Annotated in this window: 14 protein-coding genes; 6 read left to right on the top strand and 8 right to left on the bottom strand. The window is 46.5% G+C overall.

What is annotated here, in order from left to right; genetic code table 11:
• Positions 1–46: 46 nt before the first annotated feature.
• The 8 genes from xdhB to ulaR all read right to left on the bottom strand — a co-directional run bounded on the left by xdhB (position 47) and on the right by ulaR (position 12,080).
• Positions 47–2,431 (bottom strand): xanthine dehydrogenase molybdopterin binding subunit, encoded by a 2,385-nt coding sequence (xdhB, locus tag ELS82_RS10805; protein ID WP_134835493.1) that lies wholly within the window; start codon positions 2,429–2,431, stop codon positions 47–49.
• The gene (xdhA, locus tag ELS82_RS10800) at positions 2,424–3,869 is read right to left on the bottom strand and encodes a xanthine dehydrogenase small subunit (RefSeq protein ID WP_134835492.1); all 1,446 of its coding nucleotides are present in this window, start codon (positions 3,867–3,869) and stop codon (positions 2,424–2,426) included. The genes xdhB and xdhA overlap by 8 nt, the downstream gene beginning before the upstream one ends.
• A 313-nt stretch (positions 3,870–4,182) precedes the next feature.
• Positions 4,183–4,914 carry a GntR family transcriptional regulator gene (locus ELS82_RS10795; protein WP_134835491.1) on the bottom strand — a complete coding sequence of 244 codons (732 nt, stop codon included), beginning with the start codon at positions 4,912–4,914 and terminating at the stop codon, positions 4,183–4,185.
• Positions 4,915–5,116: 202 nt separating this feature from the next.
• A complete protein-coding gene (locus ELS82_RS10790; protein WP_134835490.1) occupies positions 5,117–6,778 on the bottom strand; it encodes a methyl-accepting chemotaxis protein in 1,662 nt (553 codons plus the stop codon).
• Positions 6,779–6,978: 200 nt separating this feature from the next.
• Positions 6,979–7,362, bottom strand: coding sequence for a thiol-disulfide oxidoreductase DCC family protein (locus ELS82_RS10785; protein WP_134835489.1), 384 nt, complete (start codon positions 7,360–7,362; stop codon positions 6,979–6,981).
• 36 nt (positions 7,363–7,398) lie between these two features.
• Positions 7,399–8,169, bottom strand: coding sequence for a DUF4344 domain-containing metallopeptidase (locus tag ELS82_RS10780; protein ID WP_134835488.1), 771 nt, complete (start codon positions 8,167–8,169; stop codon positions 7,399–7,401).
• A gap of 89 nt (positions 8,170–8,258) precedes the next feature.
• Positions 8,259–11,147 carry an alkaline phosphatase family protein gene (locus tag ELS82_RS10775; RefSeq protein WP_134835487.1) on the bottom strand — a complete coding sequence of 963 codons (2,889 nt, stop codon included), beginning with the start codon at positions 11,145–11,147 and terminating at the stop codon, positions 8,259–8,261.
• Positions 11,148–11,306: 159 nt separating this feature from the next.
• Entirely contained in the window at positions 11,307–12,080 is a 774-nt protein-coding gene (gene ulaR, locus ELS82_RS10770) for an HTH-type transcriptional regulator UlaR (protein ID WP_134835486.1), read from the bottom strand.
• Positions 12,081–12,296: 216 nt separating this feature from the next.
• Between ulaR and ELS82_RS10765 the strand changes: the two genes are divergently transcribed.
• The 6 genes from ELS82_RS10765 to tkt all read left to right on the top strand — a co-directional run bounded on the left by ELS82_RS10765 (position 12,297) and on the right by tkt (position 18,827).
• Positions 12,297–13,139 carry an HAD family hydrolase gene (locus tag ELS82_RS10765; protein WP_134835485.1) on the top strand — a complete coding sequence of 281 codons (843 nt, stop codon included), beginning with the start codon at positions 12,297–12,299 and terminating at the stop codon, positions 13,137–13,139.
• A 9-nt stretch (positions 13,140–13,148) separates the two neighbouring features.
• Positions 13,149–13,871 (top strand): ribulose-phosphate 3-epimerase, encoded by a 723-nt coding sequence (locus tag ELS82_RS10760; protein ID WP_134835484.1) that lies wholly within the window; start codon positions 13,149–13,151, stop codon positions 13,869–13,871.
• A gap of 79 nt (positions 13,872–13,950) precedes the next feature.
• Entirely contained in the window at positions 13,951–15,108 is a 1,158-nt protein-coding gene (locus tag ELS82_RS10755; protein WP_134835483.1) for an iron-containing alcohol dehydrogenase, read from the top strand.
• Between the two features lie 20 nt (positions 15,109–15,128).
• A complete protein-coding gene (locus ELS82_RS10750; RefSeq protein ID WP_134835482.1) occupies positions 15,129–15,863 on the top strand; it encodes an HAD family hydrolase in 735 nt (244 codons plus the stop codon).
• Between the two features lie 4 nt (positions 15,864–15,867).
• Positions 15,868–16,821, top strand: coding sequence for a transaldolase (gene tal, locus ELS82_RS10745; RefSeq protein WP_134835481.1), 954 nt, complete (start codon positions 15,868–15,870; stop codon positions 16,819–16,821).
• A gap of 11 nt (positions 16,822–16,832) precedes the next feature.
• Positions 16,833–18,827: a transketolase gene (tkt, locus tag ELS82_RS10740; RefSeq protein ID WP_134835480.1), complete on the top strand. Its 1,995-nt coding sequence runs from the start codon at positions 16,833–16,835 to the stop codon at positions 18,825–18,827.

The following is an 18,827-nucleotide window of genomic DNA, read 5'->3' as shown; positions in this document are numbered from 1 at the left end:
AGAGATTCCCTACTCCTTCCTTCGTCAGTCTATGGAATGACGCCTACTAGGCTTTTTCCGCTTTTTCTGGCGCTGTCTGAGGCTGGCTCACTTTAGCTATCGCCATCAGAACGCGCTCTGGTGTCGCAGGGGTATCCAGTTTTGGAATGGCACCATCTACGGCAACAGAGGCAATCGCATCTCTTAGAGCGCTCCACACTGACATTCCGAGCATGAACGGCGGTTCACCCACAGCTTTCGAGTTGAATACCGTATCTTCTGGGTTGGCTCGGTTTTCCAGAAGGTGGGTATGGAACTCAATCGGCATATCCGCAATCGCTGGGATCTTGTAACTTGCAGGGCCGTTGGTCATCAAGCGGCCTTGTTCGTTCCACACTAGCTCTTCAGTGGTTAGCCATCCGACACCTTGTAAGAAGCCGCCTTCAACCTGACCAATATCGATAGCAGGGTTCAGCGAAGCGCCGACATCGTGAAGGATATCTGCACGAAGGATTTTGTACTCACCAGTGAGCGTATCAACGATAACTTCTGAGCAAGAGGCGCCGTAAGCGTAGTAGTAAAACGGACGGCCACGTGCTTTCTCATGATCGTAGTAGATCTTCGGTGTACGGTAGAAGCCTGTGCTTGATAGCGATACTTGGTTGAAGTACGCAAGTTGAACAAAGGACTCAAAGGTCATGATCTCATCACGGATGACAATCATGCCGTTTTTAAATATCACTTCCTCTGGCGAGACTTTGAAGTGGCTTGAAGCAAAGTCAATCAGACGTTGTTTGATCGTCAGAGCGGCATTTTGGGCTGCTTTACCATTGAGGTCGGCGCCCGATGAGGCCGCGGTTGGCGATGTGTTCGGTACTTTGTCGGTATTGGTAGCGGTGATTTGGATACGTTCAACATCAACTTGGAACTCCTGTGCAACGATTTGTGCCACTTTGATATTCAAGCCTTGTCCCATTTCAGTACCACCGTGATTCAAATGAATACTGCCATCGGTGTAGATGTGTACTAGAGCACCTGCTTGGTTTAGGAAAGTCGCCGTGAATGAAATACCAAATTTCACCGGAGTAATCGCCAAACCTTTTTTCAATATAGGGCTTTGCTTGTTGAACTCTGCAATGGCTTTACGACGTGCGTGGTAGTCACTGCTTTGCTCAAGTTGTTCGGTGATCTCTGGTAAGAAGTTATCTTCAACCGTTTGGTAGTAGTGAGTGACATTACGTCCTTCACCACCGTAGTAATTCGCTTTACGTACTTCGAGAGGATCTTTGCCCAGATAGAGCGCGATCTCGTCCATGATGTGCTCAATCGTCATCATGCCTTGTGGGCCACCAAAACCACGGTAAGCGGTATTCGATGCCGTGTTAGTCTTGCAGCGGTGCCCCGTAACAGTCGCATCACCTAGGTAGTAGGCGTTGTCGGAGTGGAACATCGCACGGTCAACAATCGAGCTTGATAAATCTGGCGAGTAACCACAGTTACCTGCAACAATGATCTCAGAGCCTTGAATCACACCATCATCATTAAAACCAATTCTGTATTGGTTGTAGAATGGGTGGCGTTTACCCGTCATGGTCATGTCTTCTGCGCGCGGTAGGCGCATCTTAGTCGGGCGCTTAGTTAGGTGAGCAATCACAGCTGCCATACACGCAGGTGCTGCGGCTTGGGTCTCTTTACCACCAAAACCACCACCCATGCGGCGCATATCAATCACCACTTTGTGCATTGGAACACCAAGCACTTCGGCAACCAGTTTTTGCACTTCAGTCGGGTTCTGAGTCGAGGTGTAAACGATCATGCCGCCATCTTCGGTTGGCATCACGCTGCTCACTTGGGTTTCAAGGTAGAAGTGCTCTTGGCCACCGATATCGATATCGCCCTCAATCACGTGTTTTGCGTTGGCAATCGCTGTTGCTGAGTCACCACGTTTTTGCTGGTGGCTTTCTGTTACGAACAGCTCTTTTTCCAATGCTTCTTTGACATCCAATACTGGTGGTAGTGCTTCGTACTCTACGATGGCCGCTTGCGCCGCTTTACGTGCCGTTTCCATATCGTTAGCAGCAACGGCAATGATTGGCTGGCCGTAGTATTGAACGAGACCATCAGCCAGTAGCGGGTCACCAGGGAAAACCGCACCGATATCCAGTTGACCTGGGATGTCTTCGTGGGTGATCGCAATCTCTACACCTTCGAATTCATAACACGGCGATACATCAAGCTTGGTGATTTTCGCATGGGCATGAGTACTAGTGCGCGCATAGACATGGAGCTGATTTGGGAACTCAAGGCGGTCATCAATGTAGACCGCTTCACCGGTAACCTGTTTTGGGGCGCTGTCGTGTTTTACGCTTTTACCAACGCCAGTTTTAAGATCCTGCTTTACGATGGCGACCATCTCATCATGAGATAGGGTCTGATGGTGTGCGTTAGACATAAGACGTTACCCTTGTTTCAATCTGGTTATTCTGATGATTCTGTTCGATGTAGAAGCGGCGCAGCATGTTGGCTGCCGTCATTGAACGGTACTCTTTGCTGGCACGGAAATCGGACAGAGGCTCAAAGTCATTGTGGATCTCTTTCATCGCGTCATCGATATTGGCTTGATTCCACTCTTTGCCTAGCAATGCATTCTCACAGCGTGTCGCGCGTTTTGGTGTTGCGGCCATGCCACCGAAGGCAATGCGCGCATTTACCACTTTGTTGTCTTCGATCTGGATGTTGAATGCGCCACAAACTGCTGAGATATCATCATCCAGGCGTTTAGATAGTTTGTAAGCGCGGAACGCCTCATTAGCTTTCGGCTTTGGAATGATTACTTGCTCGATAAATTCGCTCTCTTGCTGAGCAGTGACTTTGTAGCTAATGAAGTAATCTTCGATGGGCATTACACGCGATTGCTTGCCACGACGCAGTTTCACTTGAGCGTTGAGCGCAATCAGAAGTGGGGGTGCATCACCGATTGGCGAGGCGTTACCAATGTTGCCGCCTAGCGTACCTTGGTTACGTACTTGTAATGAGGCAAAGCGATGCAGTAATTCACCAAAATCAGCGTAGTGATTCGTTAGTAACTTGTATGCGTCACTGATGGCAACGTTGGCACCAATGTGGAGTGCATCTTCGCTCTCTTCACACACTTTCATGTCTTCAACTTGAGTGACGTTGATTAGTGTTTCGATTTCACGGTGGAACTGAGTCACCTCAAGGGCTAAATCCGTACCGCCAGCCACTAATTTGGCGTTAGGGTGTGAAGAGTAAAGATCAGCCAGCTCGTTAACGCTACGAGGAAGGTACGCGGTTAAGTTGCCATGGCTCAGGCTTGCTGGCTGTTCTTGTAGGGTTTGTAGCCTTGCGATGGTGGTCTTTTCAAGCTCAACGAATTGATCCATCAATGGCTCATTCGATACCAAAGATAACGCAGCATCAACAATCGGGCGGTAACCCGTACAGCGACATAAGTTGCCCGCAAGGGATTCCATTACGTCTTCTTTGTTAGCTGCTGGTTTATTTTTGCTAAGTGCGAACATCGACATAATAAAGCCAGGGGTACAGTAACCACATTGTGAACCGTGGAAATCGACCATTGCTTGCTGGGTAGGGTGCAGCTTGTCTTTATTTTGTAGATCTTCAACAGTAATAAGTTGCTTGCCGTGAAGGCTAGAGACGAACGTCAAACAAGAGTTTACGGAGCGGTATTGAAGCTTTCCGTCGCTCACCTCACCAAGTACCACGGTACAGGCACCACAGTCACCTGAGCCGCAGCCTTCTTTTGTTCCTGTTTTTTGTACTTGTGTTCTCAGGTATTGAAGTACTGTCATATTTGGCGACAGTTCACTCTCTTGTCTGAGTTCTTGATTGAGTAGGAAAGTAATCAAGAGACCTCCTTGTGCATTGACACTATTGTTCCGATTTAATTTTTCTGACCTTTAGGTCAATAATTGGCTAACTTGACCTTAAGGTCAACTTTATTTTCACAAAAATGCAACATCAAAACGGGCGGTTCAGGCAAGGTAATCGCTAGGTTATATTTATAAATTATTGTATTTATTGAACTTAATGTAATCTTTGAGTTAAAAATCTCTACATAAAGATTTTTAATATTGTATTTTATTTTGTGTACAATTCATGTGGGGGACAGAAAAAAGCCCAGCAGAGTGCTGGGCTTGGAATTTTGCGAATGGTTAAAAGCTATCGGTTATTAAGAACATCTGAAAAGACAACATGGAGGTCGTTAGATGCGGCATTACTGTCTAGATTTAGCTTAGAGCGAATATGGTCGAGGTGTTCTTGCATCATATCGACCGCGCGTGTCGTCTCTCCTGACTCAATCGCATCAAGTAGGTTGGAGTGTTCATCAAGAGAACAGTTGGCGTGATTTCCAGTTTCGTACTGGGCAATCAAAAGTGAGGTTTGAGATACCAAGCTACGCTGGAATGCAAGCAAAGGAGCATTGTTGGCCATCTCGGCGAGTTTAATGTGGAACTCTCCGGACAGTCGCAGTCCTTTACCATAATCGTCATTGTCGAATGCTTGGTTTTCTTTCTCGACTAAGCGGCGGCACTCTTCAATCTTGGCGGGCGTTGCATGCTCAACAGCAAGCTCAGTGATTGCTAATTCCATCACTTCGCGTGCCTTGATTATTTGCTTGGCTTCTTCTTTGGTAGGGGCTGCGACCATTGCGCCTCGATTAGGGCGAATACTCACGACCTGCTCCATCGAAAGGCGCAGTAGCGCACGTCGAATAATGGTGCGGCTGACGTTAAATATTTCAGCTAGGGCTTCTTCATTGAGCTTTGTTGCTGGTGGTAGACGTTGTTCAAGAATTGCATCGAAGATGTGGCAGTAGACAACGTCATCTTGTGTTTGACCGGCGACTTTAGTCTTTACGTTTTTAGCCACAGAATTTTTTAGATTTGCCATAGGCGGCGCTCACTCTCAAACCATTTATTTCCCTAATAAAACAATCATACTTCACTTTGTATACATGTGGCTAGCATCGAGCGCCTTTTGCGACTTTGTACGCACACCCCATGGGAAGTTAGATGAAACAAACCGATAACATTTTAGGTTCTCGAAACAAAAAAAACCGCCAGTGGTTGGCGGCTTAGTAATGGGTGAAAGGTTATACCGTGAAGCGATCAACCAGTTCGTACAACTCATTAGCGCGCCCGTTGAGGGCTTGGCTACCAGTACGGTTTTCATTAGCAAGCTCTGCGGACTGATAGCTTTGGTCGGAAATCACCACAATGCGTTGCGAGATCTCCTGTCCGACTTGGCTTTGTTCTTCGGTTGCGGTCGCGATCAGAGAGTTCATATCCATAATGGTACCGATAGATTCTTGGATCTGAACCAGTGCTTGCGCGGCGGCTTTCGCTTCTTCAACGGTGCTTGCACCACGTTTTTGACTCGATTCCATCGCTTTTACTGCATCATCCGACGCCGCCTTGAGCTGTTCGATCATCTGGTGAATTTCACCCGTACTGTCTTGGGTACGACTAGCAAGTTTACGGACTTCATCAGCAACTACCGCAAAGCCTCGACCTTGTTCACCCGCACGGGCTGCCTCAATTGCTGCATTGAGTGCCAGTAGGTTGGTTTGCTCAGCGATGTCTTGTATCACTGCTAGTGAAGAGGAGATATTTTGCACGTCACCTTCAAGGCGAGAAATCACGCCATTCGCTTTCGAAACCTCTTCCGCCAACGCTTCCACTGACTGAACCGAAGAATTGACAATATCTTGGGCTTCTTTCGCGTTGTCGTCTGCTTCCTTCGCTGAGCTGGCCGCTTGGCTAGCGTTATTTGAGATTTCACTAGCCGTGGTGGTCATCTCAGTCATTGCTGTCGCGACTTGCTCGGTTTCTTCACGTTGGCCCGACGCAAGCTCATCAACCTTAGTGGCACGTGATGACATGTTATTAGTTTCATCCACGACCTGTTGGCCGACATCAGTCACATTGCGGATGATGCCTTGTAAGCTGGCAACAAAGGCGTTGAAGTTTTTGCTTAATCGTGAGAATTCTGGCGCTTTAAAGTCTTCCATTCTCGCAGTCAAATCGGCATCACCACTGGCAAATGAACTGATAGATTCATCGAACAGCTCAAGCGGCTTCATAATGGTGCGGTTTACTGCAACAGCAAACACTGCCACTATGGCGGCGGTGATCAAACCGAAAATGATGATTGCTGAGAGCGTGGTTTGCAACGCGCTGGTGGTCGCGTCTTCCATCTCAGTGACAATGGCATCGATATCATCAGTGTAGAAGCCGGTACCTAGGATCAGATCCCATTCAGGGATAAATATAGAGTAGCTGAGTTTAGGTAGGGCGACGCTTCCTCCCGGTTTCGGGAAGTAGTAAGTGGTAAACTCACCTGTTTTAGCATTGCGGATCAGGTCTTGGATAAGGTAGTTACCTTGTTTGTCTTGCAGATTCCAATAGTTATCTCCAATCCCTTTCTCGCTTTGGCCTTGTACTCTACGGATACCTTTAGAGTCATAACCAAAGACATAGCCACTTTCACCATATTCTAACGACATTAATGTAGGGTAAGCTTCCTCAAGGGTTGCTCCACGGTCGAGAAATGGCTTGATTGCCGACTTAGCCAATTGAAGGTAGTTTGTTAACTCTGCCTTCTTCATGTTCATCATATTGGTACGGGTGACTTTAATTTGCTGTTCGTTCAGCTCAATCGTTTTCATGTAGGTAACGCTAAGCATACCCAGAGCAATGACCAGCAGCGGTACTAGTGCCAAAATATAAAGGCGACTGCGAATAGTAAGACTCATACAAACATCCTGTCTTTGTAATTGAGACTTCAGTGCCTAGAGCGAGAACAGTAAATCTGGCTAGAGGGCTGAGTCTAGTTATCGGATTATGATTTTTATAGTTCCAAAGTTTACTTTATAATTTTAGTCAATTTATTAAGATAGGGCTGTGAATCTTGATAGATTTATAAATCTTAATTATTAGACATTAGTACAATAACTTAGCGGCAAGAATTGCTGTCACAACGACTTTTTCCTGTGAGTATTTTGGACCAGCGATAACGATTTCTCGCAAAGTGCAGATAGGCTCGATCGGCAATCGGCTTGATGAGTGACCATCTTAGTGGCGCATAAAGCCAACCTTTACCTACCAGAGACCAAGCTTGGTAAGTGACATCTAGCCCTAACAACAGCTTATTTTTCTCGTCGATGGCATGCAAAATTGTCGATGCTTCATCAGCGTCGATATTGGTGTAGGGCTCGAAAGCGGATGTGTGAATATCGACAATCTGAATATCAGCGTTTTGGTCGAACTGTTTAAGCTTCTCCATCTCTTTAACGCAAAGCGGACAGAAGCCATCATAGAAAATAGTGAGTTTCGTCATAGTTACCTCTCCCCTATAGTTACGAAGAAAGGTAACTTACTGATCAACTTCGGGTTTAGATAAGTAGCTATGCCAGTTTTGTGAAATTGCTTGATATTGAAAAATACAAAAATCTTTGCGCTCAGAAAGATAATCGTTTTCCACCTCATCAAGTAAGTTGGCATGTTGCTCTGGGTTACTGCCGTAGACTAAACAAAGAGTGGAGAAGTATCGTTGTAAGTCAAAGCTGTGTTCATCAATGTACTCACCAAAATCATAGTAATCAGGTCTATCTTCGGACTCAAAAGCAAACATATCAGCAGCACTGACCGCTGCATCGTCACCGTTTTCTATGTACTCAATCATTAATACTGCTGCGAAGTTATCAACCGCATCTTCTTCTTTGCCTAATATCGGTATGTTTTGGTCGGCAATAAAGGCATGCCCCGCTTCATGCAATAGCGTGTGCAGGACAGTATCAATGGCCCCTGACTGAGCTGGCTTGCCATACTTTTCTTGGTACTTGTTTTTTGTGAAGTAGGTAAGTGCTTCGTCATAGAATGAGTAAGGCATTTGAACGACATGTTTCTCAGGATCGTAAAGTGGGCCATCTTCACTGCCATATTCAATGGTCAGTGTTTTCTCGAATGGAAATAAGCTGTCGGACAAATCCACCACAGTTTCATTGACGCCACTTTGCTTGATGGCTTGTTGGGCTTGGGTTTCGACTTTATCGCTCGGTTCGAGGTAACGTATTTGAATATTGTCTGAAGCAAATACCAAGCTAGGGGCAAGCAGTAAGGAGCCAAGCAGTAAGCGAAGAGACATAGATTTACCTTATAGAATTGCTTTTATAAATGGACTAACACAATATTGACACAAAAAAAGCGCCTCGATGGCGCTTTTTTTGTATCGGTCTACTTAGCTCGAATATCAAGCTTTTCGAGTAAAGATGGATAGCCCCAGCCGTTTTCACCTGCGGTAACCTGGTCACCAGTTAGATACTCATACAAGGTTGGTGCGAGTGAACCATTGGCTTCTGAGGTGAGTGGGGTTGGTTTGTTTCCGATTGGTGTTCCCCAGAAACCGATAAAGGCATCTTTTTCTAAATAGCTTTCACCTGCATGGCGGCCTGGAACTTTAGTGTTGTATCCGATGCCTTCTCGTGGGAATAGGTTTATTGTTCCAGCTCTTTCCTCAGCATAGAGCTGTGCCAGTTGAACCACGGAATCAGGTCGTGGCGTAAAGCGGGTTAGGTCGCGCCACTCTTGGGCGTCACACCATGTGTTAGGGTTGTCGATTACTGCTCTGTTAATGCATTTTTCAACCAAGTGAGCAAAGCTATCCAGTTGTTGCTGATTGGGTTTAGGCAGATACGGATTGAGAGATTTGGCCTCTAGCAATGTTACCTTGGAGGTGTCCTTGCCTATATTGCCATAGTAGTAGCGATCGTCGTGTCTGATGATGAGTTCATCGTGTCTGATGTTCTCGCGGTTAGCGATGATACGAGTCTGGCAATGATTGTCATCGCATGCATCGTTGCGCACCACCATGTAATCTAAGCTATCCCCTAAGTAGTTGAGAGATTCCGAGATCACATCGACACTCTCTTTATCTGAGGCGTTGACGGGTTGCCACTTCACTAGCTCGCTATAGATGGGTTGCGTCTTCCAACCTGATTTAGAGTTGAAGAAGTCGAGCATAAAGTTACCGCCCGCAGTGGAGGCGACAACGACATCGGTGCCTTGGTTACTTGGGTAGTTGAGCGCGTTGGTGATCTTCGGTCCTTCCCCTTCATCCGAGGAGATTTTCTTGATCACTAATGGATAACCTAACTTCTCTGCTAGTGGTTCAAAAATGGCTTTTTCAGGGTTTAATGTGTAATAGACTGGTGCTAAACCGTGGTCACCAGCCATACCCCATAAGGTTTGAGCGTAAATACCTGCATCTTTATAGCTTTGTTCAATGCGGGTGATCCAGTAATCAAGTCGGTTAAGTTCGCCTGTCGGCATGATGAGCTCATCACTAAATGGACCGACAAAATGGGCAAAGTGATCAGGCCAAGGGTTATAAACCAAGGTGTAATCTGGCATCCCTTGACCATCAAGCTCACTATAGTTCTCTAGGTCTTGTTCGATCTTCCATTTACGTGTCAGCTTGGTATAAAAATCCCATGCGGGGATGGTTTGGTAAGCTTGGATGTTGTCGATAAGGGATTGACGCTGTTTGGTTAACATGACTTCCACTTTGGCTCGCTCATCCAATTCTTTCAAACAACGCTTCTCACCAAAATCTCGCAGTGTTTCGCCAGCGCCCAAATTGACCAAACTGTCATAGCTGGTGTGAGCATTCCAGTCATATTGAGCGTTGCAGTTAAGTGTTTTTAGGTGCACTAAGCGATCGAACATGGTTTGAACTTGATTCTTTTGCATCAAACGATCGAGCTGTAAGGCATCGTTGCCGAAGAAATAATAGGCTCTATCCTCATGACGGTCGACAAAGTGGAAGTTAGGAATACCTGTGCCTTTTTCTCCGGCGACTTTAGCCCCTGTCTTGATAATCGGTAGGTTTCGCACACTGATAGTTGGTGTTGATGAGATACCAGTCCGTGCAATCGAGTCTTTATGCTCGGCGTATAAGCGTTTAAAAAACGGCAGGTAGTGAGGGTCTTTGTACGGCTGCTCAGATAGGATCTGCATAAAGCGGACATCCTGTTGATGCTCTGGGCTAGATTGTGCCAGTGGAGAGTTAAGCTCTGCCTGAGATTGGTGACGTTGATATGCGTGGGAGATAAAGGGTTTGTTTGGATCAACCAAGCCTTCAATTAAACCTTGCTGCAAACCATCGACGGTAATTTGAACCGCAAAGCGTCGCTCTTGTTGTGACTGAAGGAATTCAATGGCTTGCGATGGCTGATTATCAAAAGCGGTTTGTAGCCAATCATTGAATCGCTGCTGCCTTTCATCTTGATAAACGAACTGACGGTATGCTTTAAGCACGTTCAAGCGAATAAAGTCGATCAGCGTAATGGTCAGTGCTTGTGCTTTATTGTTTGGCTTGGAGGCTAGTTCAGGCGCGCCATCTGTGACGATGGTAAGAAGGGCATGTTTCATCTCTCCCTCTTCCATTCCTGAAGCCGTTTGGTTGAGAATATTGACGACAATCGGTTGGATCTTTGCCACTAACGCAATGTCTTGCTCAGAAGAAGTAAGGTAAGTGTATTGCTCAGGAAGGCGCTCCATATCTTGCCACTCACCAATCTGAACCAAAGCGTCATAAACGGTCACCATGGCCGCCATAAACTCATTGTCGATCTTCAAACCTTCTTGATGGGCTTGATCTTTGGCGTGTTGCTTTTCTTCTGGCTGGTGGTTTTCATTGAGTTGGAATAGGGAATGCTCGAAGCCTTTAAGTGCTTGATCATCATAGACAGTTTGTAAGTAAGCTTTAAATTTATCGCCGCTTTCAATGCCAGTATAGCGATCGTAAAACTGATAGAGAAAATAGCCGAGAGGGATGGAATAACTCGGATCTGCCAATTGGCCCATTACACGAGCTTTAGTGCTACTGTCGAGCGGTAGCGTCAATAAGTAGGTCTCAAGAGTCATACCGCCTATGGTGAACAAGGTCACGTCGCGAGCGAAAGTCGTCGAATAGGTCAGTGATGAGACGATCTGATTCTTCAGAACTTCACTGGAATTAAACAGTCCACCAACAACGGGAGTATTGCCAATATCAGCGTAAATTGAGGGAGATATTGCGCTTGTTAACGCAACCGATAGGGTGGAAGCTTTAAACCAACTCATTGATATTATTCTCATTCATTCCTTTATCTGACTTACATTGTGGCATCAGAAAACGAGAGTGCAAGAGTGGTTAAGTAAGAAGGTTCATATGGTTCTAATAATGAATAGCTAGGCAGGGTGTTCTACCTAGCTAATTGGAACCTGAGTCAAATTGGCCGGTTAGACGACGACAACATTGACGCCAGACGCTTTCAGCGTCTCAAGCACCTCAGGATCTGCATCTGCGTCGGTAATTAAGGTGTCTAGCTGAGTTGCTGTCGCCAATAATTTACCGCCATGCTTACCTATCTTGCTGCTATCAACTAACGCAATAAGCTTTGCGCCATATTCGAGTAGCTTTTTCTCGGCCATGTAGACCAGTAGATCAGAGGTATGGATACCTGCTGGCGTGACGCCTGTACCGGTAAAGAACACAAAACGGCTTTTATGATCGTCGGCTGCTTCTTCATCAGGAGAGATGGTGATCTGACGCTCAGGTAAGTACTGTCCACCCAATATGATGATGCTTTGATGATCTTGAGTGATCAAGCTGTGCGCGAGCGGCATGAAGTTAGTCACAACCTGAACATCTCGGCCTGCCAAGTATTGCCCCATCAAGAAAGTGGTATTACTGCCGCTGACGATCACGCTGTCATGTTCATCGCACAGGTCAACCGCTGCTTTGGCAATACGCTTCTTGGCATCAAGGTTTTCAATATCATATTCACTTGGAATAAAGCTTGATGGCGTATGATGATGCTGGCTGCTTTCACTACTTAATGCTTCAGCACCATTTCTAATCTTCTTTAATTTGCCATCTTCAGCAAGCTTGGTGATATCTCGACGAGCGGTCGATAAAGAGATATCTAACATCGACACATAGTCGTTAGTGGTAATAAAGGTATGACTATCTAAATAGTCGAGTAAGCGTCGGTGACGTTGAGCTTCATTCATCTTGTACTGCATCCTGAATTTATTTTTTGGTTTATTTTGACCGAATTTGACGTTTTGAGCAATTTAAATTTACAAATGACGTTTTGTGAACTTATTTTGACGTTATTTTGTGATCCTTACCAATAAAAACGCCATAAAAAGTCAAATTTGACTTTGCGTGACCGATTTTGACGGTTTATAGTCATTTTGCGTCACGAAGAGTCAAAGGAGGCCAAGGTGAAGTATCAAGCAATCATTATCGATTTAGATGGAACCTTACTAAACGATCACAACCAGATTAGCGTGAACAATGTTGAAGCTATTCAACAAGCGCTAAATGAAGGTTATCAAGTGACGTTGGCAAGTGGGCGACCTCATCAATTGATGCTGCCTTTTGCCAATCAACTCGGTATTACTGCTCCATTGATTTGCTGCAATGGCGCTTACCAATACGATGCAGCGAGTAACGATTACCGCAATGCTCAAGCCTTTAATGCTCACCAACTGAAACAGTTATTAGACACACTCAGCTTAGGTCAGTTTGATTTTACTCTTTATGCTCAAAACGGCATTTACGCGCCACAGGCTTCAAGCCATTTTCAAGGACTTGAGCGTCAGATGAGTCAATTGGGTATTGATGCCCATATGGAAATCATGCCATCGCTGGCTGAGCTGCAACAAGTATGCGGAGACGTATATAAGGTGTTGGTATCGAGTAGTGACAAACAGGCGCTGTGCCAGCTTCGTGACTCATTAACCAATATTCTGCAAGCGGATCTCTCTGCGCCAAATAAGCTCGATATTACTTGCCTTGGTGTGAATAAAGGTCAATCCGCTGCAACTTGGTTAGCTCAGCATAACCTCAACCCAAATCTTACCATCGCGTTTGGTGACGGCGACAACGACATCTCATTGTTTAAAGCCGTTGGTGAACCAGTCGCGATGGCAAACGCTAGCCCAGCACTTCGCGGACTAGCCAATCTCATTATCACAGATAACAACGGTTGCGGCATTGGCCAATATTTACGACTCATCGTTCGTGAAGGTCAGCACACATGCCAACACTCATTTAGCTACTAAGGAAATCTCATGAAAAAAGTAAAAATTGCTGCAGGTTTAGCGCACGTTGATTACGGTCACATGGCTGACATCGTAAAAGAAGTTTCAGATGCAGGCGCAGACTACATTCACTGTGATGCAGCAGATATGCATGACCTAAAAAACATGCAGCTAATGGGTGGCCACCAAATCGTTGAAGGTATTCGTCAATACACAGATAAGCCAATCGAAGTGCACGCTTACTTCAAAGATTGTGACCGCTTGTTTGTAGAAAAAATCGCAGCGGCAGGCGCAGATATGCTGATTCTTCCTGCAGAAAACTTCTTAGGCGCACCACTGGCGTACATGATGAAGTACTGCCGCGACTACAACATGAAGTTTGGTCTAACGGTTGGCTGTTTCACACCAGTTTCTTTCGTTAAAGAAGCGATTTACTACCTTGACCGTCTGCACATTGTTATCCACGGCGTAAACAACGATGAGTGGCTATGGCGTGAGTCTGCAATCGAAATGATTCGCGAAGCTCGTCAGCTTATCAATGAGCGTAACCCTAACTGTGAGCTATGTGTTGATGGCGGTATCCGTAACCACAACCTAGAAGCACTACTGAAAGAAGATATCGATGTGATGGTTGCGTCTACTAACATCTTCGGTCACGAAAAAGGCATCACAGCGGGTGTGCACGACTTCCGCGCTGCGCTAGACCAAGCTGAGAAAAATGTAGCTGCTGAAGCAGTAGTAGAACCGGCTTAATTAAGCGTTAAATGAATTTGGTGCTGGGCTGACAACCCCCTATGTGCTCCGGTCTGGCACCATAACCAAGGATTTTATCATGACACAATTTCAACATTATCAACCGACTAAGCTGACATTCGGCCCGGGTGAAATTCAAAAAATTGGTCAATTGGTCGCGCAATATGGCAAGCGTTGCTTGGTGGTTTCAGAACCGATTTTTGACGCAGTGAAACCTGCCTATGACCGCATCTTTTCTTTGCTGGCAAACGAAGGTATTACGGTTACTCACTTTGATGGTGTCGTACCTAACCCACCAACAACAGTGGTTGAACTAGGTCGACAAGTCGCACAAGCGGCAGAGTGTGATGTGGTGTTAGCCGTCGGCGGTGGTTCATCCATTGATACCGCTAAGATCATTGCTGCAACGATTAATGCAGAAGAGCTTAACTGGGCGCACTGGTTTGCAACTTATGATTCGCCGTTTGGTGATATTGCCAACCTACCAGCACCTGTTGTGCCTTTGATTGCGGTACCGACGACGTCTGGTACGGGTTCTCAAGTCACGCAAGCTGCGGTTATTACTCACGTTGAACAGCACGCCAAGCTGACGTTATTCCATCCAGAGTTTTTTCCAGTAGAAGCAGTGATCGATCCTGAGTTGATGCTGACACTACCACCAAGAATGACGGCAATGACAGGTTTTGACGCTTTTTCACACGCGTTTGAATCATTTACTGGTACTCGTCCATCACCATTTGTCGACCAACTTGCGCTGCAAGCGATGAAGCTGGTGGTGGATAACTTGCCAAAAGTCGTTGCAGATGGCTCGGATATCCAAGGCCGTTGCGACCTTGCGACTGCAGACACATTAGGCGGTATTTCACTGGCGAACGGTGGTGCAGGTGCGCCTCATCCTCTGGGTGAAATATTGGGTAGTCAGAAAACTAATTTGCCACACGGCTTAACACTTGCGGTGGTGTACCCAGCGTATGTTCAGCTTCAGTGGCGCAAACAGCCGCAGCGTTATGCTCAAGTTGCCGAACTGTTTGGTGCCGTGGGAAGCACCGAAGAGAAAGCGCAATCTTTAGCAGGGCACTTAGTCACTTTCCTAAAAGAGATTGGCTTGGAGTCAAACCTCACTCAGGTTGGCGTCAGCAAGCAAGATGTTGAAGCGCTAGAGCCCGCATTTTGCTTCGACCTACCACTGACCTCAGGCGAAGAGATGAAGTCAATTCTTCATGCAAGTTTAGTGTAAAGAAAACAGGAGTTTAGAACATGGAAGGCAAGATCAGAGTAACAAAGCCAAACCTAACCAATGTGGAAAGAGAGGACATTGATTGTGGTCGCTTTAAAGCGCTGATATTTGACTTCGATGGTCTTTTAGTCGATACGGAAAGCTGTATGTTCAGAGCCTGGGAAGCTTTGATGAAGCCATACGGTGTAGATGTTTCGCCTCTCCAGGTTGCTGGACTAGTTGGGAGCTCAGCGCCAGCAACCGCCCTTTACTACCTCTATCGTCACCATTCAGGCTTAAACCATAGCGACACTCAAATCCGTGACCGAGTGTTGGAGTTAGCCTATCAAATGATCGAAACCTTATCTGAGCGAGCAGGTGTTCGAGACTATCTTAATTTTGCTAAACAAAAGCGGCTTAAGCTTGCGTTGGCAACAAGTTCGGAGCGTGAGCATTACTTACCAATCTTACAACGTTTGAATCTAGACCATTACTTTGACTGTTTTACCGGGGCGGAAGAGATTGAAGAAATACGCCGTAAACCTTGCCCTGATGTCTACCTAGCCAGCCTCGAAAAACTGGGAGTTTCTGCCCATCAAGCCATTGCCTTTGAAGATTCCCCACCTGGAATCACAGCGGCTCGATCGGCAGATATTTCTACGGTTGCGGTAACCAACCTATTAACCCGGCATCTGGATGTGTCTCACGCCAATGTGGTGTTGTCGTCTATGAGCCAGTTATCGCTAGCAAATTTAATTGAACGTTTATCGAGATGAAACCATGAACAAATTAGAACAATTGAAAAAGTACACCACAGTTGTCGCCGATACCGGTGACATTGATGCTATTGCTGCTTTCCAACCTCAAGATGCAACCACAAACCCTTCTTTGGTACTCAAAGCGGCAGAAATGCCACAGTATGACCACCTAATTGTCGATGCTATCGCATGGGCAAAACAGCAAAGTGATGACAAGGCGCAGCAGTTAGTTGATGCCAGCGACAAGCTTGCCGTCAACATTGGTGTAGAGATTTTGAAAACCGTTCCGGGCCGTATTTCAACAGAGGTAGACGCGCGTTTATCTTTCGACAAAGAAGCTAGCCTAGTGAAAGCGCGCAAGCTGATTGCTATGTACCAAGAAGCAGGGATTGAGAAAGAGCGCATCTTGATCAAACTGGCATCGACATGGGAAGGCATCCGCGCGGCGGAAGTGTTAGAGCAAGAAGGCATCAACTGTAACCTGACTCTACTGTTTAACTTTGCGCAGGCAAAAGCATGTGCAGAAGCGGGTGCTTACCTTATTTCACCTTTCGTTGGTCGTATCCTTGATTGGTACAAAACCAATACCGATAAGAAAGAGTACTTACCGTTCGAAGACCCAGGTGTGGTCTCGGTTTCAAACATCTACAACTACTACAAAGATCATGGCTACAACACTGTGGTAATGGGCGCGAGTTTCCGTAATGCAGATGAAGTGCTTGCATTGGCGGGCTGTGACCGTTTAACCATTGGTCCTGCGATTCTTGATGAGCTTGCAACTCAGCAAGGCGAAGTTGAGCCAACACTGTTTGCTGAGCGTGATGAAGTGAAAGCGGCACCTCAAGCGATGACAGAAGCCGAGTTCCGCTGGGAAATGAACCAAGACCCAATGGCGACTGAAAAGCTGTCTGAAGGTATCCGTAATTTTGCAGTCGATCAGGGCAAACTTGAAGCCATGATTGAAGCGCGTCTGTAAGGAGTTTGGCTATGATTACTCGTTCTAAACTCGCTGATACAATTCGCGTTCTTAGCATGGACGCCGTGCAAAAAGCCGGTTCTGGTCACCCAGGTGCCCCGATGGGCATGGCAGATATCGCCGAAGTGCTGTGGCGTGACTTTCTAAAACACAATCCAACCGACCCAACTTGGTCTGATCGCGACCGTTTCATTTTGTCCAATGGTCACGGCTCAATGCTGATCTATAGCTTGCTGCACCTTACGGGTTATGACTTAACGATGGAAGACATCAAATCATTCCGTCAGCTTCACGCTAAAACAGCAGGTCACCCAGAGTACGGCTATGCGCCGGGTATCGAAACCACGACAGGGCCGCTAGGTCAGGGCATTACCAATGGTGTTGGTATGGCGCTGGCTGAAAAAGTGTTGGGTGAGCAGTTTAACCGTCCGGGTCATGACATTGTTGACCACTTTACCTATGTATTTATGGGTGATGGCTGCATGATGGAAGGCATTTCTCATGAGGCGTGTTCACTCGCGGGCACACTCGGTTTAGGTAAGCTGGTTGCGTTCTGGGACGACAACGGCATTTCTATTGACGGTGAAGTGGAAGGTTGGTTCTCTGACGATACGCCAAAACGATTTGAAGCGTACGGCTGGCATGTTATCGCTGATGTGGATGGTCATAATGCCGAAGCAATCCGTAAGGCGATTCTAGAAGCGAAAGCAGAGACAGATAAGCCGACATTGATTTGTTGTAAAACCATTATCGGCTTTGGTTCGCCAAATAAATCGGCAAGCCATGATTGCCACGGTGCACCGTTAGGTGAAGATGAAGTGGCATTAGTGCGCGAAAACCTAGGTTGGGATTACGCGCCGTTTGAGGTTCCTGCGGATATCTACGCTGAGTGGGATGGCAAAGACGCGGGCAAAGATGCTCAAGCGCAATGGCAAAACCGCTTTGGTGCCTATCAGCAAGCGTTCCCACAACTCGCAGCAGAATATAAGCGCCGCGTAGAAGGTGAGCTTCCAGAAAACTGGCAGCAAATCAGCCAAGATGTGATCGCAACGCTGCAAGCTAATCCTGCAACAATCGCAACGCGTAAAGCATCACAAAATGCCATTGAAGCATTCGGTGCTCACTTACCCGAATTCTTAGGTGGTTCGGCAGATTTAACACCTTCAAACCTAACTAACTGGTCTGGTTCTAAAGCTATCTCTGCGCAAGATGCGTCAGGTAACTACCTAAGCTATGGCGTACGTGAGTTTGCTATGTCGGCGATGATGAACGGCATTGCATTACACGGCGGTTTTATCCCTTACGGCGGCACCTTCCTGATGTTTATGGAATACGCACGCAATGCACTGCGCATGGCAGCATTGATGAAGCAACGCAGCATCTTTGTTTACACCCATGACTCAATTGGTTTAGGTGAAGACGGTCCAACGCACCAACCTGTAGAGCAAATTGCGTCACTGCGTTTAACGCCAAACATGAGCACATGGCGTCCATGTGACCAAGTGGAAACCGCAGTAGCTTGGAAATCGGCGGTTGAGCGCAAAGATGGCCCAACATCACTGATTTTCTCTCGTCAAAACCTTGTTCAATTCGAACGTGACAGTGCGACATTAAACAACATCGAAAAAGGTGGCTATATCTTGTCGGATTGCGACGGTGAGCTAGAGCTAATTTTGATTGCTACAGGCTCTGAAGTGGCACTGGCAATGCAGGCGAAAGAACAGCTTGCTAACGTTCGCTGCCGTGTCGTCTCTATGCCATCGACAGACCTGTTTGAAGCGCAAACGGCGGAATATCGCGAGCAAGTTCTACCAGCATCGGTTAGCAAACGTATCGCGATTGAAGCGGGTATTGCTGATTACTGGTTTAAATACACAGGCCTTAATGGCGACATCATCGGTATGACGACATTTGGTGAGTCTGCACCAGCAGATCAGCTATTTGAAATGTACGGCTTTACGGTAGAGAACGTCGTCGCGAAAGCACACGCGTTACTGGAGAGGTAA

Source organism: Vibrio ouci (genome assembly GCF_004551525.1).
Taxonomy (GTDB): Bacteria; Pseudomonadota; Gammaproteobacteria; order Enterobacterales; family Vibrionaceae; genus Vibrio; species Vibrio ouci.
The sequence above is the reverse complement of the archived record's forward strand: the minus strand, read 5'-3'. Positions and strand labels throughout refer to the sequence as shown.

Excerpts from the sequence above, each read along its gene's own strand:
- ELS82_RS10755 (WP_134835483.1), top strand. The coding sequence starts at position 13,951 with ATGACACAATTTCAACATTATCAACCGACTAAGCTGACATTCGGCCCG.
- ELS82_RS10790 (WP_134835490.1), bottom strand. The coding sequence starts at position 6,778 with ATGAGTCTTACTATTCGCAGTCGCCTTTATATTTTGGCACTAGTACCG.
- ELS82_RS10780 (WP_134835488.1), bottom strand. The coding sequence starts at position 8,169 with ATGTCTCTTCGCTTACTGCTTGGCTCCTTACTGCTTGCCCCTAGCTTG.
- ELS82_RS10750 (WP_134835482.1), top strand. The coding sequence starts at position 15,129 with ATGGAAGGCAAGATCAGAGTAACAAAGCCAAACCTAACCAATGTGGAA.
- ELS82_RS10785 (WP_134835489.1), bottom strand. The coding sequence starts at position 7,362 with ATGACGAAACTCACTATTTTCTATGATGGCTTCTGTCCGCTTTGCGTT.
- tkt (WP_134835480.1), top strand. The coding sequence starts at position 16,833 with ATGATTACTCGTTCTAAACTCGCTGATACAATTCGCGTTCTTAGCATG.
- ulaR (WP_134835486.1), bottom strand. The coding sequence starts at position 12,080 with ATGAATGAAGCTCAACGTCACCGACGCTTACTCGACTATTTAGATAGT.
- tal (WP_134835481.1), top strand. The coding sequence starts at position 15,868 with ATGAACAAATTAGAACAATTGAAAAAGTACACCACAGTTGTCGCCGAT.
- ELS82_RS10775 (WP_134835487.1), bottom strand. The coding sequence starts at position 11,147 with ATGAGTTGGTTTAAAGCTTCCACCCTATCGGTTGCGTTAACAAGCGCA.
- ELS82_RS10795 (WP_134835491.1), bottom strand. The coding sequence starts at position 4,914 with ATGGCAAATCTAAAAAATTCTGTGGCTAAAAACGTAAAGACTAAAGTC.
- ELS82_RS10760 (WP_134835484.1), top strand. The coding sequence starts at position 13,149 with ATGAAAAAAGTAAAAATTGCTGCAGGTTTAGCGCACGTTGATTACGGT.
- xdhB (WP_134835493.1), bottom strand. The coding sequence starts at position 2,431 with ATGTCTAACGCACACCATCAGACCCTATCTCATGATGAGATGGTCGCC.